A 21,345-nucleotide genomic window follows, 5' to 3' on the forward strand; every position below is an offset into this window, starting at 1 on the left:
TTCGCCCTAAACCGGCAGAAACTGGTCGAGCGCCGCATCCGGAGCGGCGGGATCAAGGGGCAGGGGCGGCTGGCCCCGCGCCCAGATCAGGAAGGGCGCATCCGTGCCCGCGCCCTCGGGCACCGGCAGCGCCTCAAGCGCATCCCACAGGGTATCTGCGCCCAGGTTTGGGTCCAGTGTGCCCGCGGCATCGCACCAGCCCTCCAACCCCTCAGGGTCCGGCAGCGCCGGGGCAATCAGGATCAGGCTTAGCGGGAAGGCGCGACCCACCCGATCAGCCCCGGGCAGGATCACCCCCGCCGCGATCCGCCCGCCCGAAACCAGACGGAAGCGCAGACCGCCGTCTGGCCATCTGCGGTTCAGCCGCGGTGCGAGATGGCGGGCAACCCATGGGTCCCATTTCAGGCGGAAGCCATCGGGCAGACCCCGCGCGACGAAATCACCCGTGGTCGGCAGCTTGCCGAAGAACCCGGCGAAGGGGGCGGTCAGAACCCCTCGGGGCATCGGAAATTGCCAAACATGCGCAGGTCAAACGGGTTCTCGACCGAGGCCGCCCGCAACTCGAAATCGGCGCTGAAGCCGCCGAAAGCCAGGCGCAGGCGGAACAGTTCGGGCAGATCGGTCCGGCTGAGGCGACCCTTGCGGATCAGCCGCAGGAAGGCCCAGGACCCGGTTTCCGACATCACGGCCTCGGCACTGCCATCCACGGGGGCGAAAGAAAGCGCGATGAGGTTCGTGCCGTCCTTGCCCGGCCAGGTCATCGGTGTCGGACGCACGGCCGAGTTGAAGTAGACGAGGTTCTGCCCATCGAGATTCAGCGTCACCCTCGCGGCATTGGGTGAAAGGTCCTTGGGCTCCAGCGTGAAGGCCATGATCGGACCGGCCCCGCCCGGAAACAGCCCGTCGCGGATGGATCTGGCCTGTTCAAAGGGTTGCAGCCGCGCGGGATCAAGTCCGAAGTCCGCACGCCAGACCCATGGCCGGACGGTCGTATCGACATAGGCCAGCAGATTGTCGGTCACGAACTTGTCGATCATCCCGCCGGGGCCGAAGAGGCGCTGGAAATCCGCCACATTCACGTCGATCGCGCTGTCGGCGACAAAGGGATAGCGCCCTGCGGTGGCCTGCGTGCAGAAGGGCATTACATCGGCCTTCCAGCGCGCATTCAACTGGGCGATCACCGCCTCACGCGTGACGGTGATCGTATCGCCCGCAACGCCGCCCACCCAGTCATCCACCGGGTCGGGCAGGGCCTGCGCCACCACGGCCAGCGCCCCGGTCAGTTGCGGCAGGCCCCCACGCGCCAGAAGTGCGGCCTGCGGATCGGGGCTGGCCGCGACGGTCTGCAACTCGTTTGCCAGCGCGCCGAGCGCAAGTTCGGCGTCTGCGATGCGCGGCGGCACACCGTCAACCTCGTCAATGACCGATTTCAGCGGCGCGAAGTGGCTGGCGATATCGGTGCCCGGCGGATCGGCAGGTGCGCCGCCGCCGTCCTGCCCGGCAAGCTTGGTTCCCTTCTTGATCAGCTTGCCCACCTTGCCCAGCTTCTTGGTGGCCGCATTGATCACGCCCTTCGGCACCTCGCCCCCTTCGGCGCCCGCCTCGGCCGGGCGCGTCAGATCAGTCTCATCGACAATCGCGCGCAAGAGGCGCTTGAGTGTGCTGTCCGGGCTTGCCAGATCCTTGAGGTTCGCCGTCGCCAGTGTCAGGTCGTTCAAGGGCGCAAGCCGCACGTCACGCAGGAAGCCATCCCACTGGGCGATGAAATCGTCGCCGTAGAGCTTCAGGATATCAGCCTCGAGCGTCGCGACCGAGGCGTCAGAGCTTTCGGCGCAGCCCCCCGCAAACACCGCCCGGTCAAGTGCGGCCTGCGCGGCGATCTCGGGGATCAGGGGAAGGACGACATCGTGGAAGCCCGCATAGGTATAGGCGCCGGGCAGCCCCACGCGCAGCGTCTTGCCCGACAGCCGCGTCAGAACGCGGGTGCCGTTGGGCCCCGCCTTTTCTGCCGGAATCCATTCCGGCAGGTCGGTGATCGCCGCCTCTTGCCGCAGCGCGCCATAGGCACGCACGGCAAGGGGGATGGTGCAGATGCTTTCCAGCGCGGTTGCCACAAGGGTCTGGTCAGGGGCGATGCGATCGGGATCGCGTGACATCCGGTCGATCGCGGCCAATTGATGCGCCAGCGCCGCCTCGGTCGGGAAGGGATCGACGGGGGCCTCTGCGGGCAGCGCCTCTTGCCACCAGCGAGCTAGGAAATCACGGTCCGATGGCGCAAGCCCCGTCAGCATGAAATAGGCCTTGAGACCGCCCAGCAGGAAATCGGGGTCACGGATGCTGCGCCAGAGCGTGGCCTCCAGCAGCGCCACCATGCGCGGCTCCAGCACGTTTTTCAGCGTGCGCTCATAGGCGACGGTCTGGGCGCGGGCGATCTCGGCGCTGGCGGTGGGGCCCAGAAGCGTCAGCGCGTTCTGCGGCACTTCGGTTCGCGCGGCCTCGACCGTGGTGGCCGCCTCAAGCGCGAGATCGAGGTCCAGCGGATCGGTCGGTGCCTGACGCGCCGCGACATTTGAGAGCCGCCCCGACAGGTCGGCAAGCAAACGCTCCTGATCGGCGATGCCGCCCGACCAGCGCAGAAAGGCATAGAGGAATGCAAGGCCAAGGGCCGCGGTCAGGAACACCGCCCCCGCCAGCGAGCCGCGCCAGATCCAGCGCCGCCGCCGCTCGGTTGCGGGGTCAAAGACGCCAAGCCCCGCCTCGGGGAAGATCACATCGGTGATCAGGTTGCGCAGAAAATAGGACCGCGTATCCGCATGGGCACGGCGCGGCGGGGGCTCGGCCATCATGCCAAAGGCCGAAGACAACTCGCTCACCAGCCGGTCGATGGGCGAGCCTTCCTGCGTGGCCGAGGTGAGGTAGAAGCCCCTCAGCCAGGGGCTCTCCTCATAGCGGCTTTCCCCGAATACCACGTCGATCAACAGCTTCAGCGGCGCCTCCAGCCGGGCGGTCTGCGCGGGAAAGCGGAAGATCTCGGCGCGGCGGGGCAGGGCTGCATCCTCGGCCATGCGCCCGGCGAGCCGCGCCTCCAGCTGTGCCAGAAGCGTCTGCATCTCATGTTCGATGCTCTGGCCGTCAACGCGGCCGCCGGTTGGCAGTGTGGCGCCCCAGACCTGTTCGCGATCGCGCGAGGTGAGATCGGCGAAGAATGCCTCGAAACCGGGGATCAGGTCGGCCTTGGTGATCAGCAGATAGACAGGCAGATGGATGCCCAGTCTTTCGCGCAACTCGGTCAGCCGCTTGCGGATCTCGCGTCCATGGGCGCGCAACTCGGCCTCTGGCCCCAGCAACTCGCGCGAGGACAGCGCGACGATCACCCCGTTCAACGCGCGCCGCCCCCGGTGCCGTTTCAGCAAGTCCAGAAAGCCGCCCCATTCGCGGGCATCGGCCTCGGGGTCGCTGGCCTGCTGCACATAGCGCCCGGCGGTGTCGATCAGCACGGCGGTTTCCGTAAAGAACCAGTCGCAGTTGCGTGTGCCGCCAACGCCTTGCAGGTCGTCGGTCAGGTCGATGTGGAAATGCAGCCCCGACTGGCGCAGTGCGGTGGTCTTGCCGGTGCCCGGTGGGCCAATCATCAGATACCACGGCATATCGCGCAGAAAGCGGCGGTTGCCGATCTTGGCACGCTTCATCTCGGCCAGCACGTTCTGGAACTTTGACGTGACCTCGGCCATCTGGGCATCGCCGGGCCGTGCCGTGGGGGCTGCAGTGGGTTGGGCAAGCTCGGTCACGAACAGCTGGTTGCGCCGCGCCGCGCGCAGTTGCGTCAGAAGAAGCGAGAACAGCCACAGGATCAGCAGCGCGCCGATGGTGATCCCGCGCGCAAACTCGGACTCCAGCGGAACCAGATCACCGATGGCGAGCAGGGGCCCGAACAGCCAGATCAGTGCGCACAGCAGCAAAAGCCCGATGGCGGTCCATAGCCGCCTCGAAAACAGAAACCGCAGGATCGCCTTCAGGATGCGCATTAAAGCCTCTTCTCGATCCGGATTTCGACGCGACGGTTGCGGGCGCGGCCCTCCTTTGTGTCATTGCCGGCAATCGGCTCGGCGTCGGCATGGCCTTCGTGACGCAGCTTCGCCTCGGGCACGCCGCTTGCGGCCAGCAGGGCCGCGATCCGTTCTGCCCGCGCCTCTGACAGGCCCTGGTTCGAGGCGAAGGGGTTGGAACGCTGCACCGGCACGTTGTCGGTATGGCCGATGACGGTGACGCCGCCGATCAGCTCGTCATTCTCTTTCAGAACCCCGGCGATGGCCGCGATCAGCGGCTGGTATTCGGGGTTCAGATCCGCCTTGGCCGACCGGAACAGCTCGGGTGCGCTGCCTTGCAGGCGAAGGACGACCAGCGCCGGATCTTCGTTCCCGTCGATTGCCTTGGCGGTCTCGGGCGGGGCAGCCGCGGTGATGGCGGGTAGAAGCTCAAAGCTTGTGGGGGCAAGCTCTATCTGCGGCGGCTCGGCGGCGGTATCGCGCACCGGGCGAAAGAGTTCCGCACGCTGTGTCGGGGGCAGGGCGTTTGCAAGGGTGAAAAGCTGCTCGCTTCGGGTGGAAAGCTGCAGGCCAAGCCCTGCATATATCCCGGTGACAAGCGCGGCTGCCGCCACTGCGACCGCCCAGAGGGGGAGGGCAAAACGGCGGGGCTGATCGGGGGCGGCCACGCCCTGCCAATGCGGCGAAAGGGGGGCCTGCTCGCGATCGGGGTTGCGCAACAAACGGGCGGCCTGTCCGCGCAGCGCGAGGATCGCACCATCGGCGGCGGTGCCCTGCACACGGTACTTGCCCCGAAACCCAAGACCCAGACAGAGATAGGCCAGTTCAAGAAGATGCGGATCGCGGTTGGGGTGGCGCAGCAGATCCTCGAAACGCTCAAAGAACCGGGTCCCGGCATCGACCTCACCCGACAGTTGCGTGACAAGGGGCTGGCGCGGCCAGTCGCTGTGCCCGCCCCATGGGGTGTTCAGCGCCAGATCGTCGATCAGCGCGGCCACGCACCACGCCCCCTGATCGGCACGGGCCAGCGGCACCCCCTGGCCCACGGCTGCATCGCGCGCGTCGATCAGCGCATCGAATAGCCGCACGCGCAGGCTTTCGGCCTGTGGCGGGGCGGTCGCCCGCTCAAGCTCGGGGGCGAACTCCATCAGGGGGGCAAAGGCCGCGACCAATGGATTGGCGCCCGCCCGGCTGTGGCGCAACCGGGCGCGGACCCCCGATGCGGCGGGAGCGGGTGCAAAAGCGGCAGGCGGTCCGGACGATGCCCCTTGGGTGACTGCAGGCCGGTCGCTGCGGACCGGGCGAATGCGGGTGCGCCCTGCGTCATTGGAAAGGCCAAAGGGATCGTCGTTTTCGCCCATCACCGGCTCACTGCGTAACAGTCGATCTGCGGCTCGCGCTCAAGCACGCCCGAGACGCCGATGACAAATCCGGGCGCGTCCTGCAGATGCGCCCAATGTTCTGATTTCTGGTCCAGCTCAAGGCAGAGCCTCTCGCCATCAAACGGGATCTCGCGCGGCTGCGAGTAAAGCGGCTTCAGCGGAATGCCTGGCAGGCGCGATTTCCAGAGCTGCTCGAACACATCCGCCGCACCGACCGTCGCCTGATCGACAAAGATCCGGCGCAAGCTTTCGTCCGACATCTCGGACCCCACGCGGATCACGATGCGGCATGTGCGCAGGATTTCCGGGTTGTCGATCCGCACCTTCCAGATGTTCTGGGCGTGGCGCGCGACGGCCATCACCCGCGACTTTGGCTCGACATGGCGCAGCGACAGGATCAGCGAGCGCAAGGTATCGGCGAGTGCGGCATAGGCGGGTTGCGGGTCGGTGTGATCATAGCCGGGCAGTTCGCTCAGCCGGCGCAGGGATGAACCAAAGGTCGCCATCTGCCCGGCAAGGCCCGCCAGCTCCTCATAAAGCTCTGACGGGTGATGCAGGTTCTGCGCCAGAACATGCGCGAGGCGCGGCCGCGCCGAATTGGCCAGATGCAGGATCATCAGGTTCTCGACCGAGGCGCCGCTGCCGCTGACCACCAGACGACCATGCGCATCGGCAATCCGGTCCAGACCTGCGACGATCTCTTGCAAGAGGCTGGCATACCACGCCACCGCCCCCATGGTCAGCGCGGGCGGCAGATGCCCGTCATCCAGTGCCACGGCCCCGTCGGCACGCAACCCCTCCAGCCGCGCGACGGGCAGTGTCACATAGCCTGCGGCCTGTTCGCCGGGCAGAAGAAACCGGGCCGAAAGCCGGGCGGTCTCGATCTCTTCGGCCTCGGCCCCGCCGCGCAGCGCATCGCGTGCCACCTGATAGGTGCCGCGCCAGCGCGCGCCCGACGGTTCGGCATGGGCGGGGTCAATACTGGGGTTTCCGGCCTGTTCGGCAGGGATCGCAAGGCAGGCAAGGCCAGCGGCATTGGCCGCGACCGGAACGGGCGGCGGGGGCAGCATCGTGCCGGGCAGGGTAAAGGGCGTGCCGTCTGGAAATATCCCCTGCGCATCCGAGATCGCCAGACGGCCCCCATCAAGTGCCGCTCGATCAAGCGTCAGCCGGGTGAAACCAAAGCTCTGCCGGGGCAGTGCGGCCAGACCTGCCCGCAAGAGCGCCTCGGCATGGCGATCCTGCTGCTGGAAATGCTGCGCGCGCAGGAACAGCCCTTCGCTCCAGACCACCTTGTTGCTGTCGCTCATCGGGTTCTCCGTTCGTCAGGCAGGCATCAGGCTGATGCCCGAGGGGCCGACATCCACCAGAAAGCCGGGCGAGGAGGTGGGATCGACCCCGACCTTGGCCCGGAACACCTTGCCGCCCGGATCGCGGAAACCCGCGATCACGCCCAGAACACTTGTCGCGGCATCAAAGGCGATCACCTTGGACACGTCGCCGCCCGGCGGCAGGGTGATCACGTCGGCGCGGATGAAATCGACGCCAAGGGCTGCCTGCGGCGATTGCAGCGCAAAGGCATCGGCGCTGTCAAAGGCGCCGCTGCCGCGCATCTGCACCACCTGCAGCGTCACCGGACGGTCGGCGCCATCGGGGCCGGGGTTCATGCCGGCGCGGGCGGTGGCGCGCACCGTGGCGGCGCCGGGGCCTGCGGGGGTGCAGGCGGCAACCGGCAGGGCGGCGGCTGCCAGCAGGAACATGCGTCGGTCGATCATGGGTCTGTCCTCCGGTCTGTTGTGCCTTCATATGCCTCGCGGAAATCGGCGCCGATCTCGCCCAGAAAGCGGCCCTCGGCGGCACGGGCCATCTCGCGATAGCGCGTCTCGTAAAGCTGCCACAGCCGGGCTCCGCGCCCGCCCGAGAGCAGCGACTTCAGAAGTCCGGCCTCGGTCACCTCGGCCTCGAAGGTCGCGGGGTCGAAGCGGTCGATCATCTGGCGCAGCGCGGCCTGCACGCCCATCCATGTGCGGCGCTGATGGTCGGACAGGTCATGGAAAGCGGCCCCGATCGCGGCATCGGGGTCAAGATAGCCCGGCCCGCGCGGGCGTATCAGCGCGGCCAGAATCTCGTCCCGCGTGGCGAGGAACTTTAACGGGTTCACATCGGCGGCGCCGATCACCGTCTGGGCCACGCGGGCGCTGCCCTTTTCCGCTGCGCGGCTGCGCAGAAGCTGCACAAGCCCCTCGACCAGCAGGGCAAAGCGGCGGCCAAGCGCCTCCATCTCGGCCTCGGTCACTGGGGTATCGCCCAGGCCAAGCCCCCGCAGGAAGGCTGCAGTCAGCGCGTCGGATGCGGGCGCTGCCATGGGAGGTGGCGCCACCTGAGGAGGCCGTTCGCGTATCCGCACAGGCTCGGGCTCGGCAGGCGCAACCACGGGCGGCGCGGCGGGTTCAGGGATAGGATCGGGCGTCACCTGACCGAAAAAACTGTCGGCGCCGAAACCCTCGGCCGCTGGCGCGCGCGCGGTCTCCAGTGCGAAGTGGCTGTCCAGCCGCTGCGGCGCGGCTTGCGGGGCGGGGCGGTTGCCAAAGGGTTGGGGCAGGCTTTCGGGGCGGGGCGGGGGCGGCGCGGCCTCGGCCACGGGCCGGGTAAAGAAATCGTCGCGGGAGAAGAAGCCCCCCTCGGTCCGGGCCGGCGGGGTGGGTTCGGTGCGCTGCGCCTCGACAAGCTCGATGCGGATCACCACATCGCCCAGCCGAAGCCGCGTGCCATGTTGCAGCGGCGCCGAGTTGCCCGCACCAAGTGGCCGGTCGGCGCCATCGATGAAGACCCCGCCTCGGCTGGCGTCGGTGACACTGTAGCGGCCATCGCGCACGGTGACGATGCAATGGCGGCGCGAGACATACATCTCGGGGTCGTCAATCTGCCAATCGCAATCCGCCCCCCGCCCGATCGAGAGATCGCCGCCAAGATGGACGCGCTCGGTCTGGGGCTGCGGGCAGGGTGAATGTTCGATCACCAGACGCAGGCTCATGTCGTGCCCTCCGTCATCGCGGTAAAGCTACGCAAGCGCAGGTCGTCGCCCTCGCGCCGCCCTGATGGCGCGATCCAGGCGGTGCGGCCAAGCCGGCTGGCACCGATGCGGGCGGCAGGCACTTCGGGCGCGGCAAGTACCGGGCGCAGGTCGAAGTCGATCTCGCGCCCGGCGGCAAAAACCACCAGATCAGCCAGACGGGCGCGGAACGGCAGATCATCGGCCAGACGCAGAAAGCCGGGCAGATCGATCGGCCCGATGCGCAGCTCGGCGCGGGTCTGGCGCTGATAGCTGCGCGCGCCCGCGACCGCACCCTGGCCAAGGAGGGAATGCGCCTGCCCAAGACGGGTCTGAAGGGGCGCGGGGATCGGCATCCAGTGGCCCACGAACTCGATCAGCCGAACCGGGGAACCGATGAAATCGGCCAGAAGCCGGGTCAGCCGCTCTACCCCCTGAACCGCCTGCCCCAGCGAGGTCGCGTGGCGGCGCTTCAGCGCGGGCGAGGCGCCCTCGATCTGCATACCGGGCATGCCGATCCCGGCAAGGGCGTCGGTCAGCGCCAGCGTCATGCCGCCTTGACCGAAAGGCAGTTGCACCTCGGGCCGCGCCTCGGCCCAGGCCCGCCAGAAAAGGGCAAGCTGGCGATGCTGCAGCATGTTGCAGAAATCAAGAAAGGTCGTATCGGCCGAGGCGGTATCCCGGCCACCCGCGAACCAGCGCTCGGACAGGCGCGCCATGATCCAGCGGGTCATGTGCAGCGGCATGGCGCCTTCGGGGCCTAGAAGGCCCAGCACCTCGACCTCGACCTCGGCCGGGCGATGGGGCGTTGCCGGGCGCATCCCGGCAATGTCGCGCGTGGCCACTGAAAGGCGCGCACGCTGACCCAGTCGGGCAGGCTCATCGCCCGGACGACCGGCACGACCAAAGCGGCGTCCCGGCCCCTCCAGCCCGGCGAGTAGCCGGAAGAACCCGGCCTCGACCGTTTCCGTCGGCGGTGCCGTCAGATCGGCGCGCGTATGCCCGGCGTCATCGGCCATGCCACCTCCTGTTGTCTGTGCGAAAGGCGCGTCTTGCAGCGCACAAAGCTGTTGATCCCGGCATGGCGTGCGAAAAGCTGCGACAGCAGCGCGGGCAGCAGCAGCTCGGCGCCGCCGGACAGCACCGCCTCATCCAGCGTCAGCGTGATCTCGACCCCGCGGCCGAAACAGAGCGGCCCCGGCAGGCCCAACCGTTCGGTGATCGTGCGCGCGCTGACGCGGGTGATCGCGCGGGCATGGCGCGTCAAGGCCGGGTCGCCGCGGTCGGCGTAGAGGTCCAGCAGCGCGCGCAAGGGCTCGGCGTTGCGGTTCTCTTCGGCCAGCGACAGATGGTTGAGCGCAAGCTGCCCCACCAGACGCCATGCCAGATCATCCTGCACGGCCTCACCCTCTTGCCCCACGCGCGGAAGCCCCGCCTGCAACGCCGGTCGCGGGCGGCGCAGGGGCGCGATCAACTCGATCCGGGCCAGCGGATCGCCGGTCTCGGGGGTCAGGCGCGGCTGGTCATCAAGGATCGGCAGGTCGCGATTGGTGCAGAGCGCGCGGATATCCAGCCGGCGTACTGCGCGCGGCTCGGCGCCGCCGGGAAGGCGCGCGACCGAGATATAGAGGTCAGATCCGGCATGGCTGGTGCGGGTCTGGCCGCGACGCAGTTCATCCTCGGTTGGCCGACGCGAGCGGCGTTCAGTGGTATAGACCAGCCCCGATCCGCGCATCTGGTCCATCGCATGCAACTGGTGCAGGCGCGCCTCTGGCCCCTCGGCCTCGGCATCCTCGACGTTGAGCAGCCGGTAGATCTCGAAATCCAGAGGGCGGGCGCGGTCGGCATGCACCACATGCGCAGTCCTGCGTGGATCAAGCTCGACGAGGCCACATTCCTTTTCAAAGAGGTTCACCACCGGCGTGGCGAACAGCCGGAAGGCCGATGCAGAAAGATCAGCCAGACCGGGCGCAGGCCGGGTCAAGGGAAGCAGGATCTCCACCTTGCCCGAGGCAGCCCGCAGGGCGGGGTTCAGCCCGGACAGGCGCAGAAAGTGAAAGCGTTCCGGCATCAGGAAGTATTCACGCAGCAGCCGGTAGCCTTCAAAGGCCGGGCGCAGGCGGGGCAACAGCGCCTCGGTATCGGCAAGGCCCAGCATGGCGGCAGGGGAGGCCATGTGCCAGGCACCGCCCTCGGGTCGGGCGCAGACCCCGCCGCCTGCACCGAAGACCGCATCGAAGATCGCGCCCGAGGCCGCACCTCCTGCAAAGTTGACATCCAGCCGGTCAAGCGACAGCTCGGCCAGCGCGCCGGGACCGGCACGGCGCAAGACCAGCCGGATGGCCGCCTCGGCTTCTGCGGTCTGCGCATCGGGCAGGCGCAGCGCCTTGATCGCGCCACGGTCCGGCAGATAGTCGGCACTGTCGATCGCCACGGGCCAGAGTGTCACGTCCTGCGCGGTCGCATAGGTCGCGCGGGTGGCAAGCCCTTCGCGGAAGGCCGCCGTCATCTGCGTTCCGCGCCGCACGACATGGCCCTGCGGCATGGTCTGGACCTGCGGCCCCGGATGCAGGACCACGGTGGACATGGCAGGCGCGGGGCCTACGAGGTCAGGGTAAAGCGCATCAAGCAGGTTGCGCACCTGCAGGGTCGATTCCGCCTCGACCTTGTAGCGCGTCCGGGCGGCGAGCCATGCGACGCCCTCCAGCAGCCGCTCGACATAAGGGTCGGGGCAGGGGACCGAAGTCAGCGACAGGTTTTGCGCCACCACCGGATGCAGCGCGGCAAATTCAACCGCCAGCTCGCGGATATGGGCGAGTTCGGACTCGTAGTAGCTGAGGAAATGCCTGTCCATCAGCGATCCTCGCGCGCGGTCATGGCCCGGCCGCTGTCCAGGTCAATGGTGGTGGCAAGGCGCAGGCGTTCCGGTGTGGGGGTCAGCATCAGCACCCCCTCGATCACCACGCGCAAACCGGTCTTGGCGCCCGTCTCGACCTTTACCCGCAGGCTGTCACGCTTGAGGCGGGGCTCGAAGGTTGCCACCACCTCGCGCAGTTCGCGGGCCAGTGCCTCGGGGTCAAAGTCACGGGCGCGCCGGCCAGAAAAGCAGGGCACGCCATAGTTGAGGACCGAGCGGCGCACATGGGGAAAATCGGCTAGCACATCGGCCGGGTCCAGCGCCGTCCCGCGTTCGGTGGGCGTGACCAGCAGCCGCGACTCCATGCGTTCGACGTTGAACAACGCCTCGATGTCGCGCCGGACCGCTTCGCGCAGCACCTCAGGCGTGACGACGATGCCGCGTTCCTGCAGGAAGCTGTGCCGCTCCAGCCGGTTGAACAGCAGGACCAGCGCGCGGCGCTGGTCGTCCGTCAGGGTGCTGTCCTGATCAAGTCCCCGGCGGCCCCGGTCGATCAGGGCCGCCAGGCGGGTCTCGCCAATGTCGCGCGCCAGTTCCGCCCGCGCCCGCGCGATCTCGGCAGCCAATCCGGGCAAGTCATCCACAAGCCGGTCCCAGAGGCTGGGCTGGACCGCCTCTTGTCGAGACTGCATCGGGACATTGGCATCGATCATCGGGCAGGTCTCCGGGCTGGCCGGCAGTCAGGCTGCCGATTGCAAGGGCGCGGGTGTCAGACGCGCGGCGTTACTTGCCGGCAACCAGATCGTATTCGACCTCATGCTCGTCGCCGGCCGAATGGTCGTCGGCCTGCACGACATATTTGTATTTGACCTCCTCGAACGAGATGTTGATCTCTTCCTTGATCATGTCATTGCCCTCGACCTCTTCGCTGGTCTGGGACATCTGGTAGCTGGTGATGATGCACTTCTTCAGCGTGACCTCGAGATAATCGAGATGCGCCTCGCCCGAGTCCTTGCGGGCCATGAAGACGATCTCCTCAAAGGCCTTGCCCTGCATGCAGGCCAGCGCCAGATAGGGCGAGGCCGCGTCCATCCACTTGTAAAATGTGAAATCGTTGATCTTGGCCCGCCCGCGGGTGCGGCCGCTGCCGGTGGCTGCGGACGAGGATTGCACCACGCTCCAGCCCACGCCAAAGCAGTCGATCTCGCCCTCGTGGTCCGCGCGTTTGGACTCGCCGTCGATTCCTTCGATCTTCAGATAACCGGTAAATGCCATTGTCTCATTCCTTTCGGTTCAGTCGCATCTGCACTAAATAAACAAGCGATCCTCCGGGAATGGCGCAGGGCGCGCGCGTCAGGCGCCCTTCACCGAAGGCAGTTCTGAGACCAGCCGCAGGCTCGCGTTGATGCCTTCCAGCTGGTAGTGCGGCCGCAAGTAGAAGCGCGCGGCGTAATAGCCGGGCCGTCCCTCTACGCTGTCGACCTGCACCTCGGCGGCCGCGAGCGGGCGCTTGGCCTTTTGCTTGTCATCGGCCATCGCCGTATTGGCCAGCACGTAACGGTTGATCCATTCGCTGAGCCAAACCTGCATGTCGGCCCGTTCCTTGAAGGTGCCGATCTTGTCGCGGGCGATGGCCTTCAGGTAATGGGCAAAGCGGCACACCGGGAAAAGGTAAGGCAGGTTTGCCGAAAGCCGTTCGTTGGCCTGCGCATCGGTATCGACCAGCCGGCCCGCGCGGGTTTCGTCATCCTGCAGAGAATGGGCGCCGATGAAGGCCGCGATATCGGTGTTCTTGCGGTGCAGGATCGGCATCATGCCGAGCTTGGCCAGTTCAGCCTCGCGTCGGTCATCGATGGCGATTTCGGTGGGGCACTTCATCGCAACGCTGCCGTCATCCGTGGGGAAGGTATGGACCGGCAGGTTCAGCACGGCACCACCCGATTCCACGCCTCGGATCTGGGTGCCCCAGCCAAAAAGCTTGTGGCTGCGGTTGATGTTCACGCCCATGACGAAGGCTGCGTTCATCCAGACGTAATGGTCATGCTTGCCGTCGAGCTCTTCCTCAAAGGCAAAGCCCTTGACCGGAACGGTGGCCGCCCCATAGGGCAGGCGGGCCAGCACGCGCGGCATGGTCAGGCCGATGTATCGGCTGTCCTCGCTTTCACGCAAGGATTGCCAGCTTGCATAGTCGGGGGACGACACGATCTGCTGCAGGTCCTGCGGGTTGGGCAGTTCCTGCCAGCTTTCCATGCGGAACAACTGTGGCGCAGCGGCGGCGATGAAGGGGGCATGGGCGCTGGCACAGATGCCCGAGAGGTTGCGCAGAAGCCCCACATCGCGGGGGTGGTGGCTGAACTCATAGGCGCCGACGATGGCGCCGAAGGGCTCGCCCCCGAACATCGAGTATTCCTCGGTGTAGAGCTTCTTGAAGGCGGGCGACTGGTCCCACATCTGGCCTTCGAAATCCTCCAGCTGGTCGGCCAACTGGTCCTTGGTGATGTTCAGCACCCGGATCTTCAGCTTCTGGTCGGTCTCTGTGTTGTTCACAAGGTAATAGAGCCCGCGCCATGTGCCTTCGATCTGGCGCACCTCGGGGGCGTGCAGGATCTCGTTCATCTGCTGGGTCAGAAGGCTGTCGATGCCCGCGATCAGTGACTTGATAGACTTGACTGCATTGCCGGAAATCGTGGCCGTGCCGGACCGCTCGGTCGCGGCGATGGCAAGGTTCTGAACCAGTTTCTGCAGCTTCGCGCTCTCATCATCACGGACGCGGAAGTCCTTCTCCAGCAGGTCGCTGAATTCGCCCAGATCGATGGCCTGGGCTTCGGATGCGGCGGGGGCGGTGCCCTGTTTTTCCTGTTCGGCCATGGCTCACTCTCCGGTCTTGGTGGCCTTGATCGCCTCTTCGGCGACCTGGGCCAGCAGCGGCTCATTGGTCAGCAGTTGCGCGATGCGCTTTTCGGCACTGACCTTGCCGTCCATGTAGCCGAGCAGCTCTTCCAGTTGCCGGCGCATCCTCAGCAACTCGGCCAGCGCGGGCACCTGTTCGGCGATCTTGTCGGGGGCGAAATCGCCCATCGACTTGAAACTGAGGTCGACGAACATCTCCTCATCCGGGGCGTCCTCGCCGCTGCCGGGCAGGCGGTTGGGCACGCGGGCCTTCACGCGTGGCGAAAGTGCCTCCATGAACTTGCCAAAGCGCCCCGCGTCGACCTCGACAAAGGCGCGCTCGGCGGCGGGCTTCATCGCCTCGCGGGTTTCCGACTTGCCGGCCAGATCGGCCATCACGCCCATGACGAAGGGCAATTCGATGGTGGTCGGGCTGCCGTAATGTTCGACGTCATAGGCGATCTGCACACGCGGGGCGCGGTTGCGTTCGATTACCTTTGCCTTACTTTCGCTCATCTCCCGGCTCTCCTGTCACTTTGATTTCTCGTCGATCACACCAGCCACGGCGCGGAATTCCTTCATCCCCGAGGGCGCGATTTCTTCCATCAGCTGCATGAAGGTCATGGGCACCATCTTGCGCATCCGCCGCGCCAGATGCGGCAAGGGCGAGGACGGTTCGGTCCGTTCGTAAAAGTCGATGATCAGGTCGAGGCAGCGCTCGACCTCGCGGCGCGAGGTGATCTGGCCGGGGATGGCCGCGCCGCCCTCGGGTGCCGGCATGACCGGCGCGGGTGCTCCATCGGCCTGTGGTGCGGCGGTGTCCGCAGGGGCAGCCTCGGCCCCGGCAAGGCTTTGCGCGATACGGCCGATCAAGGTGCCAAGGGCGGCAAAGCGCACGCCCACGCCGTTTTCGGCGACACGGGCGTCAAGAGCAGCCTCCAGCGCCGAAAGGGCGGCGCGCGCCCGGCCTGCGGCGGCGGCCAGGGCTGCCAGTTCCTCGGGCCGCTCTGTGGCAAGGGCCTTGAGCGCGGTCGAGGTTCTTGCCACCTGTGCCTCATGCGCGGCGGCAAGAGCGGCCTTTTCCTTCTCGCCCAGACCATCGGCCGCCTCGGAAATGACGGTGGCCCGGTTGATTGCGACGGCGGCCAGATCGCTGCCCGTCACCGCGCCGATCCCGCGCAGGGTAAAGACGGTGTTCAACGCAAGGTCGGTCATCAAGCCGTTGTCGGTGTTCTCCAGCTGATAGAGCGCATTGATGCGCCGCAGCGCCGCCTCACGCCGCGACGGCGCGTCGCGCAGGGCAGGGTGCAAGTGGTCCCAGCATTGCTCTACGGTTGCTGTCAGCATCGAAAGCGCGTCGCCCAGCCCTTCGAGCCCGCGCTGATGGGTCGCCATGCGGGTCACCATCGCCAGAAGCCGCAGATCGCGGCCCGAGCGGGCCATTTCGGCCGCATCTTTCAACAGGCCGTCCCAGTCGATGGGCGGCGTGCGCGGCGTGGCAGAGTCGCCCACAACCCTTGCGCTGCGCGCCGCAGGTTCAAGGCTGCGCTCTAGCGCATGGAAGCGTGCATCGTTGCGTAACTCGACCCCGGAGGGATTGGAATGGTCCACCGGGGCGAGGAACTCCTCAAGTTCCCCCATCGCCCGACTGCCTTTCAATAAGTAAACTGGAACTTTAACAAATCTGGTTCAAATCGTGTCAGAGGAGACTGATTCGCGCAACGTTCTCGGTGAGGGTCAAGGGCGCGAGTCAAGAAGGCGCGTGGCCACGGCCCGCAGGTTGCCCGGATCGGCCGCGCGGGTTTCGGACAGCGCCGCGACAAAGGATGCAACGGATTCCTCGGTCGGGCGCCGGGTCGGAAACAGCGGCCGGTCGGACAGGATCGCGACCACCATGCTCTTGCCGAAATCGGCATCGGTGACGCGCATCGCCATCAGGTTCGGATCGTTTGCCAGATCTGCAAGACGGTGCAGCACACGCACGCGCCGCAGGCCCCCCTCGACCACGCCAAGTGCGCCGAGCGCCTGTTCCTCGTTGTGGATGTTGGGCAGGATGTTGAAGACCTTTCCGGTCGTGTCGACAATCGCCACCCACAGCATGCCACGGGCGGCATCTGCAGGCGCCTGCACCTCGGCAATCGGGTTCTGTCCGGCGTGGAAGACGCCCGAGAGATTGGCCTGCCCGGTCATGCCGTCACCCAGCCAGATCGATAGCCCGTTCGCGGGCAGCTCGGGCAGGGCCGCCTGCACCGCGCACAGGTTGGGGTCGAGGACGGAGGCATCTATCTGCAGGCGCCGGTCACCGATCGCAGGCAGCAGCGCCGCGCGCAGACGGTCGGTGGTCTGGGCGCTGGCCACCGTACCGGTGACGGTGATCGTGTCGCCAAGCGCATAACTTCCCTCTGCCGCCGCCTGCGCCAGTGGCCCGCAATCAGCCAGCGCCGCCAGCGCATCGGCAACGGTGGCGACCGGCAACGCGCGCGGTCCGGCTGCGATGCGGCGGGTCAGCGTCATGCCCGACGCGGCCGCCCAACTGTCAAGCCGCGTAACGGCCGCGTCACGCAAGGTGGCATCGGGGGCAAGTGCCGACACCTCGGCCGTGGTGCCCGAGAGGGTGATCGACCAGTCGGCCAGCCCCTGCATCTCGTCCAGAATGTCGGATGCGGCCTTTGGCCAGCCGGGGCCGGGCATCCCGGTCGCCAGTGTGAGCGCCCCTTCAGGCGGCATGACCCCGCTTGCCGTGCCATAGGCGCGGGCCAGTGCCACGGCGGTATCGGTGTCGGGCGCATTGCCCGAAAGGCGGGCCGCGCCATCCTGCGGGGCCGCAGCCTCCAGCCGCCAGGGATCGGCACGCGGCAGGGGTGTCTCGGTCAGTCCAGGGACCAGCCCCATCTGCCATGCGGCCCCGCCCGCCACGGCCAGCAGGACCGCCGCAAGGCCCGCCCACAGCCAGCCGCCGCGCCGTCCCGGCGCACCTTCGGCCTGTCGCCTCTCACGGGCCGAGGTAGGGCGCAGGATCTGGTCAAGCCGCGCCACCACGGATGCGGCATCGCGGGGCCGGTCGGTCAGGCGCGGGGCGCACAGCGCCTCGATCACACCCTTCAGCGGCTCAGGCACGCCGGTCGTATCGAGCGGGCTTTGCTTACGCCGGATCATCTCGCCTGGCGTGGCCCCGGCAAAGGGCACCTGTCCGCGAAAGCCCGCAAGAAGCAGCGCGCCAAGGGCATAAAGATCGGAGCGCGGCTCTGCCTTGCCCTCAAGCTGTTCGGGGGCAGCATATTCGTACTTTCCGGCGAAATCGTTGCCCACGATGGTGCGCGCGCCTGCCGCCGTGTCCTTGGCGATGCCGAAGTCGATGATCGTCGCTCGTTCCGGGCTGCTGTCGCGCAGAATGATGTTGTCGGGCGACAGGTCACGATGGACGATCCCGCGCCCGTGCGCGGCCACCAGCCCCTCGGCCACGCGATGGGCGATGATCAGAAGCTCGCGCGGCTCAAGCCGTCGCCGGGCCATCACATCGCTGATCGACGGACCCGCGACATAGTCCATGACCAGAAACACCTGCCCCTGATCCGAGCGCGAGCATTCGGAATAGCGCACCACGGCATCATGCACGATATCGCGCATCTGCTCTTCGCGCCGCATGAGCGCGATATAGTCATCATTGCCTGAGAACTGCCGGTTCAGCGCCTTGATCGCTACCGTCCGGCCCGAGATCTGATTGCGCGCACGATAGGCCTCGCCCGTGCCGCCCCGTCCGATCACGCCCTCGATCTCATAGGTGTTGTTCAGCACCTGACCGGGGCGGAAAATGTCGCCCGGCATGGGGTCCAGCATCGCAGCCCTCCGCGTTCAGGCAAAAGTCACTTCGTGCAAAACAGTCGCTTTATCGATCATTCCAGAATAGACTGAACCGCAGTCAGGTGACGAATTTATTTTTCGGGTTTTTGACACACGCGCCGCTGCGGGCGCATTGGCAGGGAGGCGGCGACGACATGGCGCGGCAAGGTTCCCCCGAGACGATCAAACGCAAGGAATTGGTAGGCAAGCTCAATCCGCTGTGCCTTCAGGCCTTCTCGGCTGCGGCACAGGCGGCCAAGACGCGCGGCAATCCTTATGTGGAGCTGGTGCATTTCATCGCCGGCCTGCTGGATATGCCGCGTTCGGATGCGGCGATCCTTTGCCAGGCGGCGGGGGTTGATCCGGCCCGGCTCGAGGGTGATCTGGCCCGCGCCATGGATGCGCTGCCCCGCGGCGCAAGCGCGGTCGAGGAGTTTTCCGACCACATCTTTCATGCGATCCGCGAGGCTTGGGCGCTTGGCGGGCTGGAGTTCGGGGATGATCGCGTGCGGTCGGCCTATATCTTGCTGGGCGCGCTGCGCGTGCCGGTGCTGGAAGGGCTGCTCTTCAAGATCAGTCTGGAGTTCGACAAGCTCGACCCCGCTACGATGTTGGCGCAATTGCCCGATCTTCTGGCCGACTCGGCCGAAGGGACTGACGATGCGCCCGCGCAGCAAACCCGCGCCGCCCCCGCCGGGGGGCAATCGCCGCTGGATCTTTATGCGACCAACCTGACCGAACGCGCCCGCGCCGGGAAAATCGACCCGGTGATCGGCCGCGATGGCGAGATCCGCCAGATCATCGACATCCTGCTACGCCGCCGCCAGAACAATCCGATCCTGACGGGCGAGGCCGGGGTGGGCAAGACCGCCGTGGTAGAGGGGTTTGCCCAGCGTCTGGCGCGCGGCGACGTGCCGCCCAGCCTGCGCGGGGTCGAGTTGCACATGCTGGACATCGGGTTGATGCAGGCCGGGGCCAGCGTGAAGGGCGAGTTTGAAAAGCGCCTGAAGTCGGTGATCGATGCGGTGCAATCGTCGGATGTGCCGATCATCCTGTTTATCGACGAGGCGCATACCCTGATCGGGGCCGGGGGCGCGGCTGGCACCGGCGATGCCGCGAACCTTCTGAAGCCTGCGCTTGCACGGGGCGAGTTGCGCACCATCGCCGCGACAACCTGGGCCGAATACAAGGAGCATATCGAGAAGGACCCCGCCCTGACCCGCCGCTTTCAGGTGGTCAAGGTCGAGGAGCCCGCCGAGGAGATCGCCATCCGCATGCTGCGCGGCATTGCAGGCGTGCTGGAGACCCACCATCAGGTCGAGATCCTCGACGAAGCGCTGGAGGCTGCGGTCCGCCTCTCGCATCGCTATATTCCCTCGCGCCAGTTGCCCGACAAGGCGATCAGCCTGCTTGATACCGCCTGCGCCCGCGTGGCCGTCAGCCAGCACGCCACCCCCGCCGAGGTCGAGGACATCACCCGCCGCCAGCAGGCGCTGGAGATCGAATCCGCGATCATCGAACGCGAGGGGCAGGTGGGGATCGACGTGACCGCCCGCCGCGCCGAGGTCGAGGCCGCCCGCGCCACCGCCGACGCCGAACTGGCAGAGGCGACGACCCGCTGGGAGGCAGAGAAGGCGCTGGTTGCCGATATCCTGTCGATGCGGTCCTCTCTGCGCGGCGCGGGTGCAGCGGTGGATGAAACCAGCAGCGCAGGCGACCTGCCGCCTGCCGAGGAGGAAACGCCCGCGCCCACGCCCGAGGATCGGGCTGCGATGCTGTCGGACCTGCGCGCCCGCATGGCGGAACTGGCATCGGTGCAGGGTGAGCGCCCGCTGATCCTGCCTTCGGTTGATCGGGGCGCGGTGGCGTCGGTCGTGCAGGACTGGACCGGCATCCCCACAGGCCGGATGCTGGCCAGCCAGACCGAGCGTGCGCTTGGGCTTGCCTCGCTGCTGTCCGAGCGGGTGGTCGGGCAGGATCACGCGATGGAGATGATCGCCGCACGCATCCAGACCTCATACGCGGGGCTTGGCGCGCCGGAAAAACCCATTGGGGTGTTCCTGCTCTGCGGCCCGTCGGGCGTGGGCAAGACCGAAACCGCGCTTGCACTGGCCGATGCGCTTTACGGCGGCGAGCAAAACCTCATCTCCATCAACATGAGCGAGTTTCAAGAGGCCCATACCGTCAGCACGCTGAAGGGCGCCCCCCCCGGCTATGTGGGCTACGGCAAGGGTGGCATCCTGACCGAGGCGGTGCGCCGCAGACCCTATTCCGTCATCCTGCTCGACGAGGTCGAGAAGGCCCATCCCGACGTGCACGAGATCTTTTTTCAGGTCTTTGACAAGGGGATGATGGACGACAGCGAAGGGCGGCGGATCGATTTTCTGAACACGCTGATCCTGCTGACCTCGAATGTGGGTTCGGACGAGATCATGGCCATGACCGATGCGGGACGCGCGCCCGCCGAGCAGGACGACCTGACTGCGGCCCTGCGCGCGCCGCTGCTGCGGGTCTTTCCGGCGGCCCTATTGGGCCGTGTCGTGACGATCCCGTATTATCCCCTTTCGGACGCGATGATCGAGGCGATCGCCGGGCACAAGCTGCGCGGTATCGCCCGGCGCCTGCGCGCAGGCCACGGGGCGGAACTGGAGATCGGCGAGGGCGTGATGGAGACGATCAAGTCGCGTTGCACCGAAGTTGAATCCGGCGGGCGCATGATCGATGCGATCCTGACCAACACGCTTCTGCCCGAACTCAGCCGGCAGGTGCTGAACCGCAAGCTTGACGGAAGCACCCTTGGTCGGGTGCGCGTCACCGGCGGGCCGGGCGGCTTTGGCTATGACTTCATCGACGAGGAGGAGGGCGGCAATGGATGACGGCTTTCCGCGCCTGCTGGCGCAAGCCATGTCGGCAACGCTTGTGGGCTTTGATGCTGAGGGCCAGCCGCTTGTCTCCCGCGCGGGCGGCCCGGTCGAGCCTGCGGCGTCGCTGATCCCGGTCAGCCCGGCGATGACCGGCCGGGAGGTCGCGGTGCTGCCCTTTGGCGGAACCGGCGCCCGGCTTTTGCTGATCGGCCTGTTGCAGCCCCCCGCCGTGATGGTCGAGGCCGATGGCGCGACACAGGTGATCAACGCCCGCGACGCACTGACGCTCCGCTGCGGCAAGGCCTCTATCACGCTGACCGCCGAGGGCCGCGTCACGATCCGCGGCACCGATATTCTGACCCGCGCCGAGGGCGCCAACCGCGTTCAGGGCGCAAGCGTGCAGTTGAACTGAAGG

The 21,345-nt window shown here is 67.0% G+C and carries 16 protein-coding genes; 2 read left to right on the forward strand and 14 right to left on the reverse strand.

The window, feature by feature from the left end; genetic code table 11:
- Positions 1 to 6: 6 nt before the first annotated feature.
- The 14 genes from tagF to FQU74_RS18740 all read right to left on the reverse strand — a co-directional run bounded on the left by tagF (position 7) and on the right by FQU74_RS18740 (position 18,051).
- Entirely contained in the window at positions 7 to 504 is a 498-nt protein-coding gene (gene tagF / locus FQU74_RS18675) for a type VI secretion system-associated protein TagF (RefSeq protein ID WP_146287998.1), read from the reverse strand.
- Positions 486 to 4,025, reverse strand: coding sequence for a type VI secretion system membrane subunit TssM (gene tssM, locus FQU74_RS18680; RefSeq protein WP_146287999.1), 3,540 nt, complete (start codon positions 4,023 to 4,025; stop codon positions 486 to 488). The genes tagF and tssM overlap by 19 nt, the downstream gene beginning before the upstream one ends.
- A complete protein-coding gene (tssL, locus tag FQU74_RS18685) occupies positions 4,025 to 5,407 on the reverse strand; it encodes a type VI secretion system protein TssL, long form (protein WP_146288000.1) in 1,383 nt (460 codons plus the stop codon). Before tssL ends, tssM begins: the two co-directional genes overlap by 1 nt.
- The gene (gene tssK, locus FQU74_RS18690) at positions 5,407 to 6,738 is read right to left on the reverse strand and encodes a type VI secretion system baseplate subunit TssK (protein WP_146288001.1); all 1,332 of its coding nucleotides are present in this window, start codon (positions 6,736 to 6,738) and stop codon (positions 5,407 to 5,409) included. The genes tssL and tssK overlap by 1 nt, the downstream gene beginning before the upstream one ends.
- A gap of 15 nt (positions 6,739 to 6,753) precedes the next feature.
- Positions 6,754 to 7,203, reverse strand: coding sequence for a type VI secretion system lipoprotein TssJ (tssJ, locus tag FQU74_RS18695; protein ID WP_146288002.1), 450 nt, complete (start codon positions 7,201 to 7,203; stop codon positions 6,754 to 6,756).
- Entirely contained in the window at positions 7,200 to 8,462 is a 1,263-nt protein-coding gene (gene tagH, locus FQU74_RS18700) for a type VI secretion system-associated FHA domain protein TagH (protein WP_146288003.1), read from the reverse strand. Before tagH ends, tssJ begins: the two co-directional genes overlap by 4 nt.
- Positions 8,459 to 9,499 (reverse strand): type VI secretion system baseplate subunit TssG, encoded by a 1,041-nt coding sequence (gene tssG / locus FQU74_RS18705; protein ID WP_146288004.1) that lies wholly within the window; start codon positions 9,497 to 9,499, stop codon positions 8,459 to 8,461. Before tssG ends, tagH begins: the two co-directional genes overlap by 4 nt.
- The gene (tssF, locus tag FQU74_RS18710) at positions 9,463 to 11,334 is read right to left on the reverse strand and encodes a type VI secretion system baseplate subunit TssF (RefSeq protein WP_146288005.1); all 1,872 of its coding nucleotides are present in this window, start codon (positions 11,332 to 11,334) and stop codon (positions 9,463 to 9,465) included. Before tssF ends, tssG begins: the two co-directional genes overlap by 37 nt.
- Positions 11,334 to 12,050, reverse strand: a complete 717-nt coding sequence (gene tssE, locus FQU74_RS18715) for a type VI secretion system baseplate subunit TssE (RefSeq protein WP_146288006.1) — start codon at positions 12,048 to 12,050, stop codon at positions 11,334 to 11,336. The genes tssF and tssE overlap by 1 nt, the downstream gene beginning before the upstream one ends.
- Positions 12,051 to 12,120: 70 nt before the next feature.
- Positions 12,121 to 12,612 (reverse strand): Hcp family type VI secretion system effector, encoded by a 492-nt coding sequence (locus FQU74_RS18720; protein WP_146288007.1) that lies wholly within the window; start codon positions 12,610 to 12,612, stop codon positions 12,121 to 12,123.
- A 78-nt stretch (positions 12,613 to 12,690) separates the two neighbouring features.
- The gene (gene tssC, locus FQU74_RS18725) at positions 12,691 to 14,205 is read right to left on the reverse strand and encodes a type VI secretion system contractile sheath large subunit (protein ID WP_146288008.1); all 1,515 of its coding nucleotides are present in this window, start codon (positions 14,203 to 14,205) and stop codon (positions 12,691 to 12,693) included.
- A 3-nt stretch (positions 14,206 to 14,208) separates the two neighbouring features.
- Positions 14,209 to 14,742, reverse strand: a complete 534-nt coding sequence (gene tssB / locus FQU74_RS18730) for a type VI secretion system contractile sheath small subunit (protein WP_146288009.1) — start codon at positions 14,740 to 14,742, stop codon at positions 14,209 to 14,211.
- A 15-nt stretch (positions 14,743 to 14,757) separates the two neighbouring features.
- Positions 14,758 to 15,867 carry a type VI secretion system protein TssA gene (locus FQU74_RS18735; protein WP_146288010.1) on the reverse strand — a complete coding sequence of 370 codons (1,110 nt, stop codon included), beginning with the start codon at positions 15,865 to 15,867 and terminating at the stop codon, positions 14,758 to 14,760.
- A gap of 96 nt (positions 15,868 to 15,963) precedes the next feature.
- Positions 15,964 to 18,051 (reverse strand): serine/threonine-protein kinase, encoded by a 2,088-nt coding sequence (locus FQU74_RS18740; RefSeq protein ID WP_241659884.1) that lies wholly within the window; start codon positions 18,049 to 18,051, stop codon positions 15,964 to 15,966.
- 170 nt (positions 18,052 to 18,221) lie between these two features.
- Here FQU74_RS18740 and tssH point away from each other — a divergent pair, with 170 nt between their 5' ends.
- Together tssH and FQU74_RS18750 are read left to right on the forward strand one after the other, a co-directional pair.
- Positions 18,222 to 20,942 (forward strand): type VI secretion system ATPase TssH, encoded by a 2,721-nt coding sequence (gene tssH / locus FQU74_RS18745; protein ID WP_146288012.1) that lies wholly within the window; start codon positions 18,222 to 18,224, stop codon positions 20,940 to 20,942.
- The gene (locus FQU74_RS18750; protein WP_146288013.1) at positions 20,935 to 21,342 is read left to right on the forward strand and encodes a DUF6484 domain-containing protein; all 408 of its coding nucleotides are present in this window, start codon (positions 20,935 to 20,937) and stop codon (positions 21,340 to 21,342) included. Before tssH ends, FQU74_RS18750 begins: the two co-directional genes overlap by 8 nt.
- Positions 21,343 to 21,345: the final 3 nt, after the last annotated feature.

The organism is Gemmobacter aquaticus, assembly GCF_007859075.1.
GTDB classification, from domain to species: domain Bacteria; phylum Pseudomonadota; class Alphaproteobacteria; order Rhodobacterales; family Rhodobacteraceae; genus Gemmobacter; species Gemmobacter aquaticus.

Bases quoted from the DNA above. Each gene is read 5' to 3' on its own strand.
- FQU74_RS18740 (WP_241659884.1), bottom strand. From the start codon at position 18,051: ATGCCGGGCGACATTTTCCGCCCCGGTCAGGTGCTGAACAACACCTAT.
- FQU74_RS18735 (WP_146288010.1), bottom strand. From the start codon at position 15,867: ATGGGGGAACTTGAGGAGTTCCTCGCCCCGGTGGACCATTCCAATCCC.
- tssC (WP_146288008.1), bottom strand. From the start codon at position 14,205: ATGGCCGAACAGGAAAAACAGGGCACCGCCCCCGCCGCATCCGAAGCC.
- tssK (WP_146288001.1), bottom strand. From the start codon at position 6,738: ATGAGCGACAGCAACAAGGTGGTCTGGAGCGAAGGGCTGTTCCTGCGC.
- FQU74_RS18720 (WP_146288007.1), bottom strand. From the start codon at position 12,612: ATGGCATTTACCGGTTATCTGAAGATCGAAGGAATCGACGGCGAGTCC.
- tssM (WP_146287999.1), bottom strand. From the start codon at position 4,025: ATGCGCATCCTGAAGGCGATCCTGCGGTTTCTGTTTTCGAGGCGGCTA.
- tagF (WP_146287998.1), bottom strand. From the start codon at position 504: ATGCCCCGAGGGGTTCTGACCGCCCCCTTCGCCGGGTTCTTCGGCAAG.
- tssJ (WP_146288002.1), bottom strand. From the start codon at position 7,203: ATGATCGACCGACGCATGTTCCTGCTGGCAGCCGCCGCCCTGCCGGTT.
- tssB (WP_146288009.1), bottom strand. From the start codon at position 14,742: ATGAGCGAAAGTAAGGCAAAGGTAATCGAACGCAACCGCGCCCCGCGT.
- tssE (WP_146288006.1), bottom strand. From the start codon at position 12,050: ATGATCGATGCCAATGTCCCGATGCAGTCTCGACAAGAGGCGGTCCAG.
- tssL (WP_146288000.1), bottom strand. From the start codon at position 5,407: ATGGGCGAAAACGACGATCCCTTTGGCCTTTCCAATGACGCAGGGCGC.
- tssH (WP_146288012.1), top strand. From the start codon at position 18,222: ATGGCGCGGCAAGGTTCCCCCGAGACGATCAAACGCAAGGAATTGGTA.
- tagH (WP_146288003.1), bottom strand. From the start codon at position 8,462: ATGAGCCTGCGTCTGGTGATCGAACATTCACCCTGCCCGCAGCCCCAG.
- tssG (WP_146288004.1), bottom strand. From the start codon at position 9,499: ATGGCCGATGACGCCGGGCATACGCGCGCCGATCTGACGGCACCGCCG.
- FQU74_RS18750 (WP_146288013.1), top strand. From the start codon at position 20,935: ATGGATGACGGCTTTCCGCGCCTGCTGGCGCAAGCCATGTCGGCAACG.
- tssF (WP_146288005.1), bottom strand. From the start codon at position 11,334: ATGGACAGGCATTTCCTCAGCTACTACGAGTCCGAACTCGCCCATATC.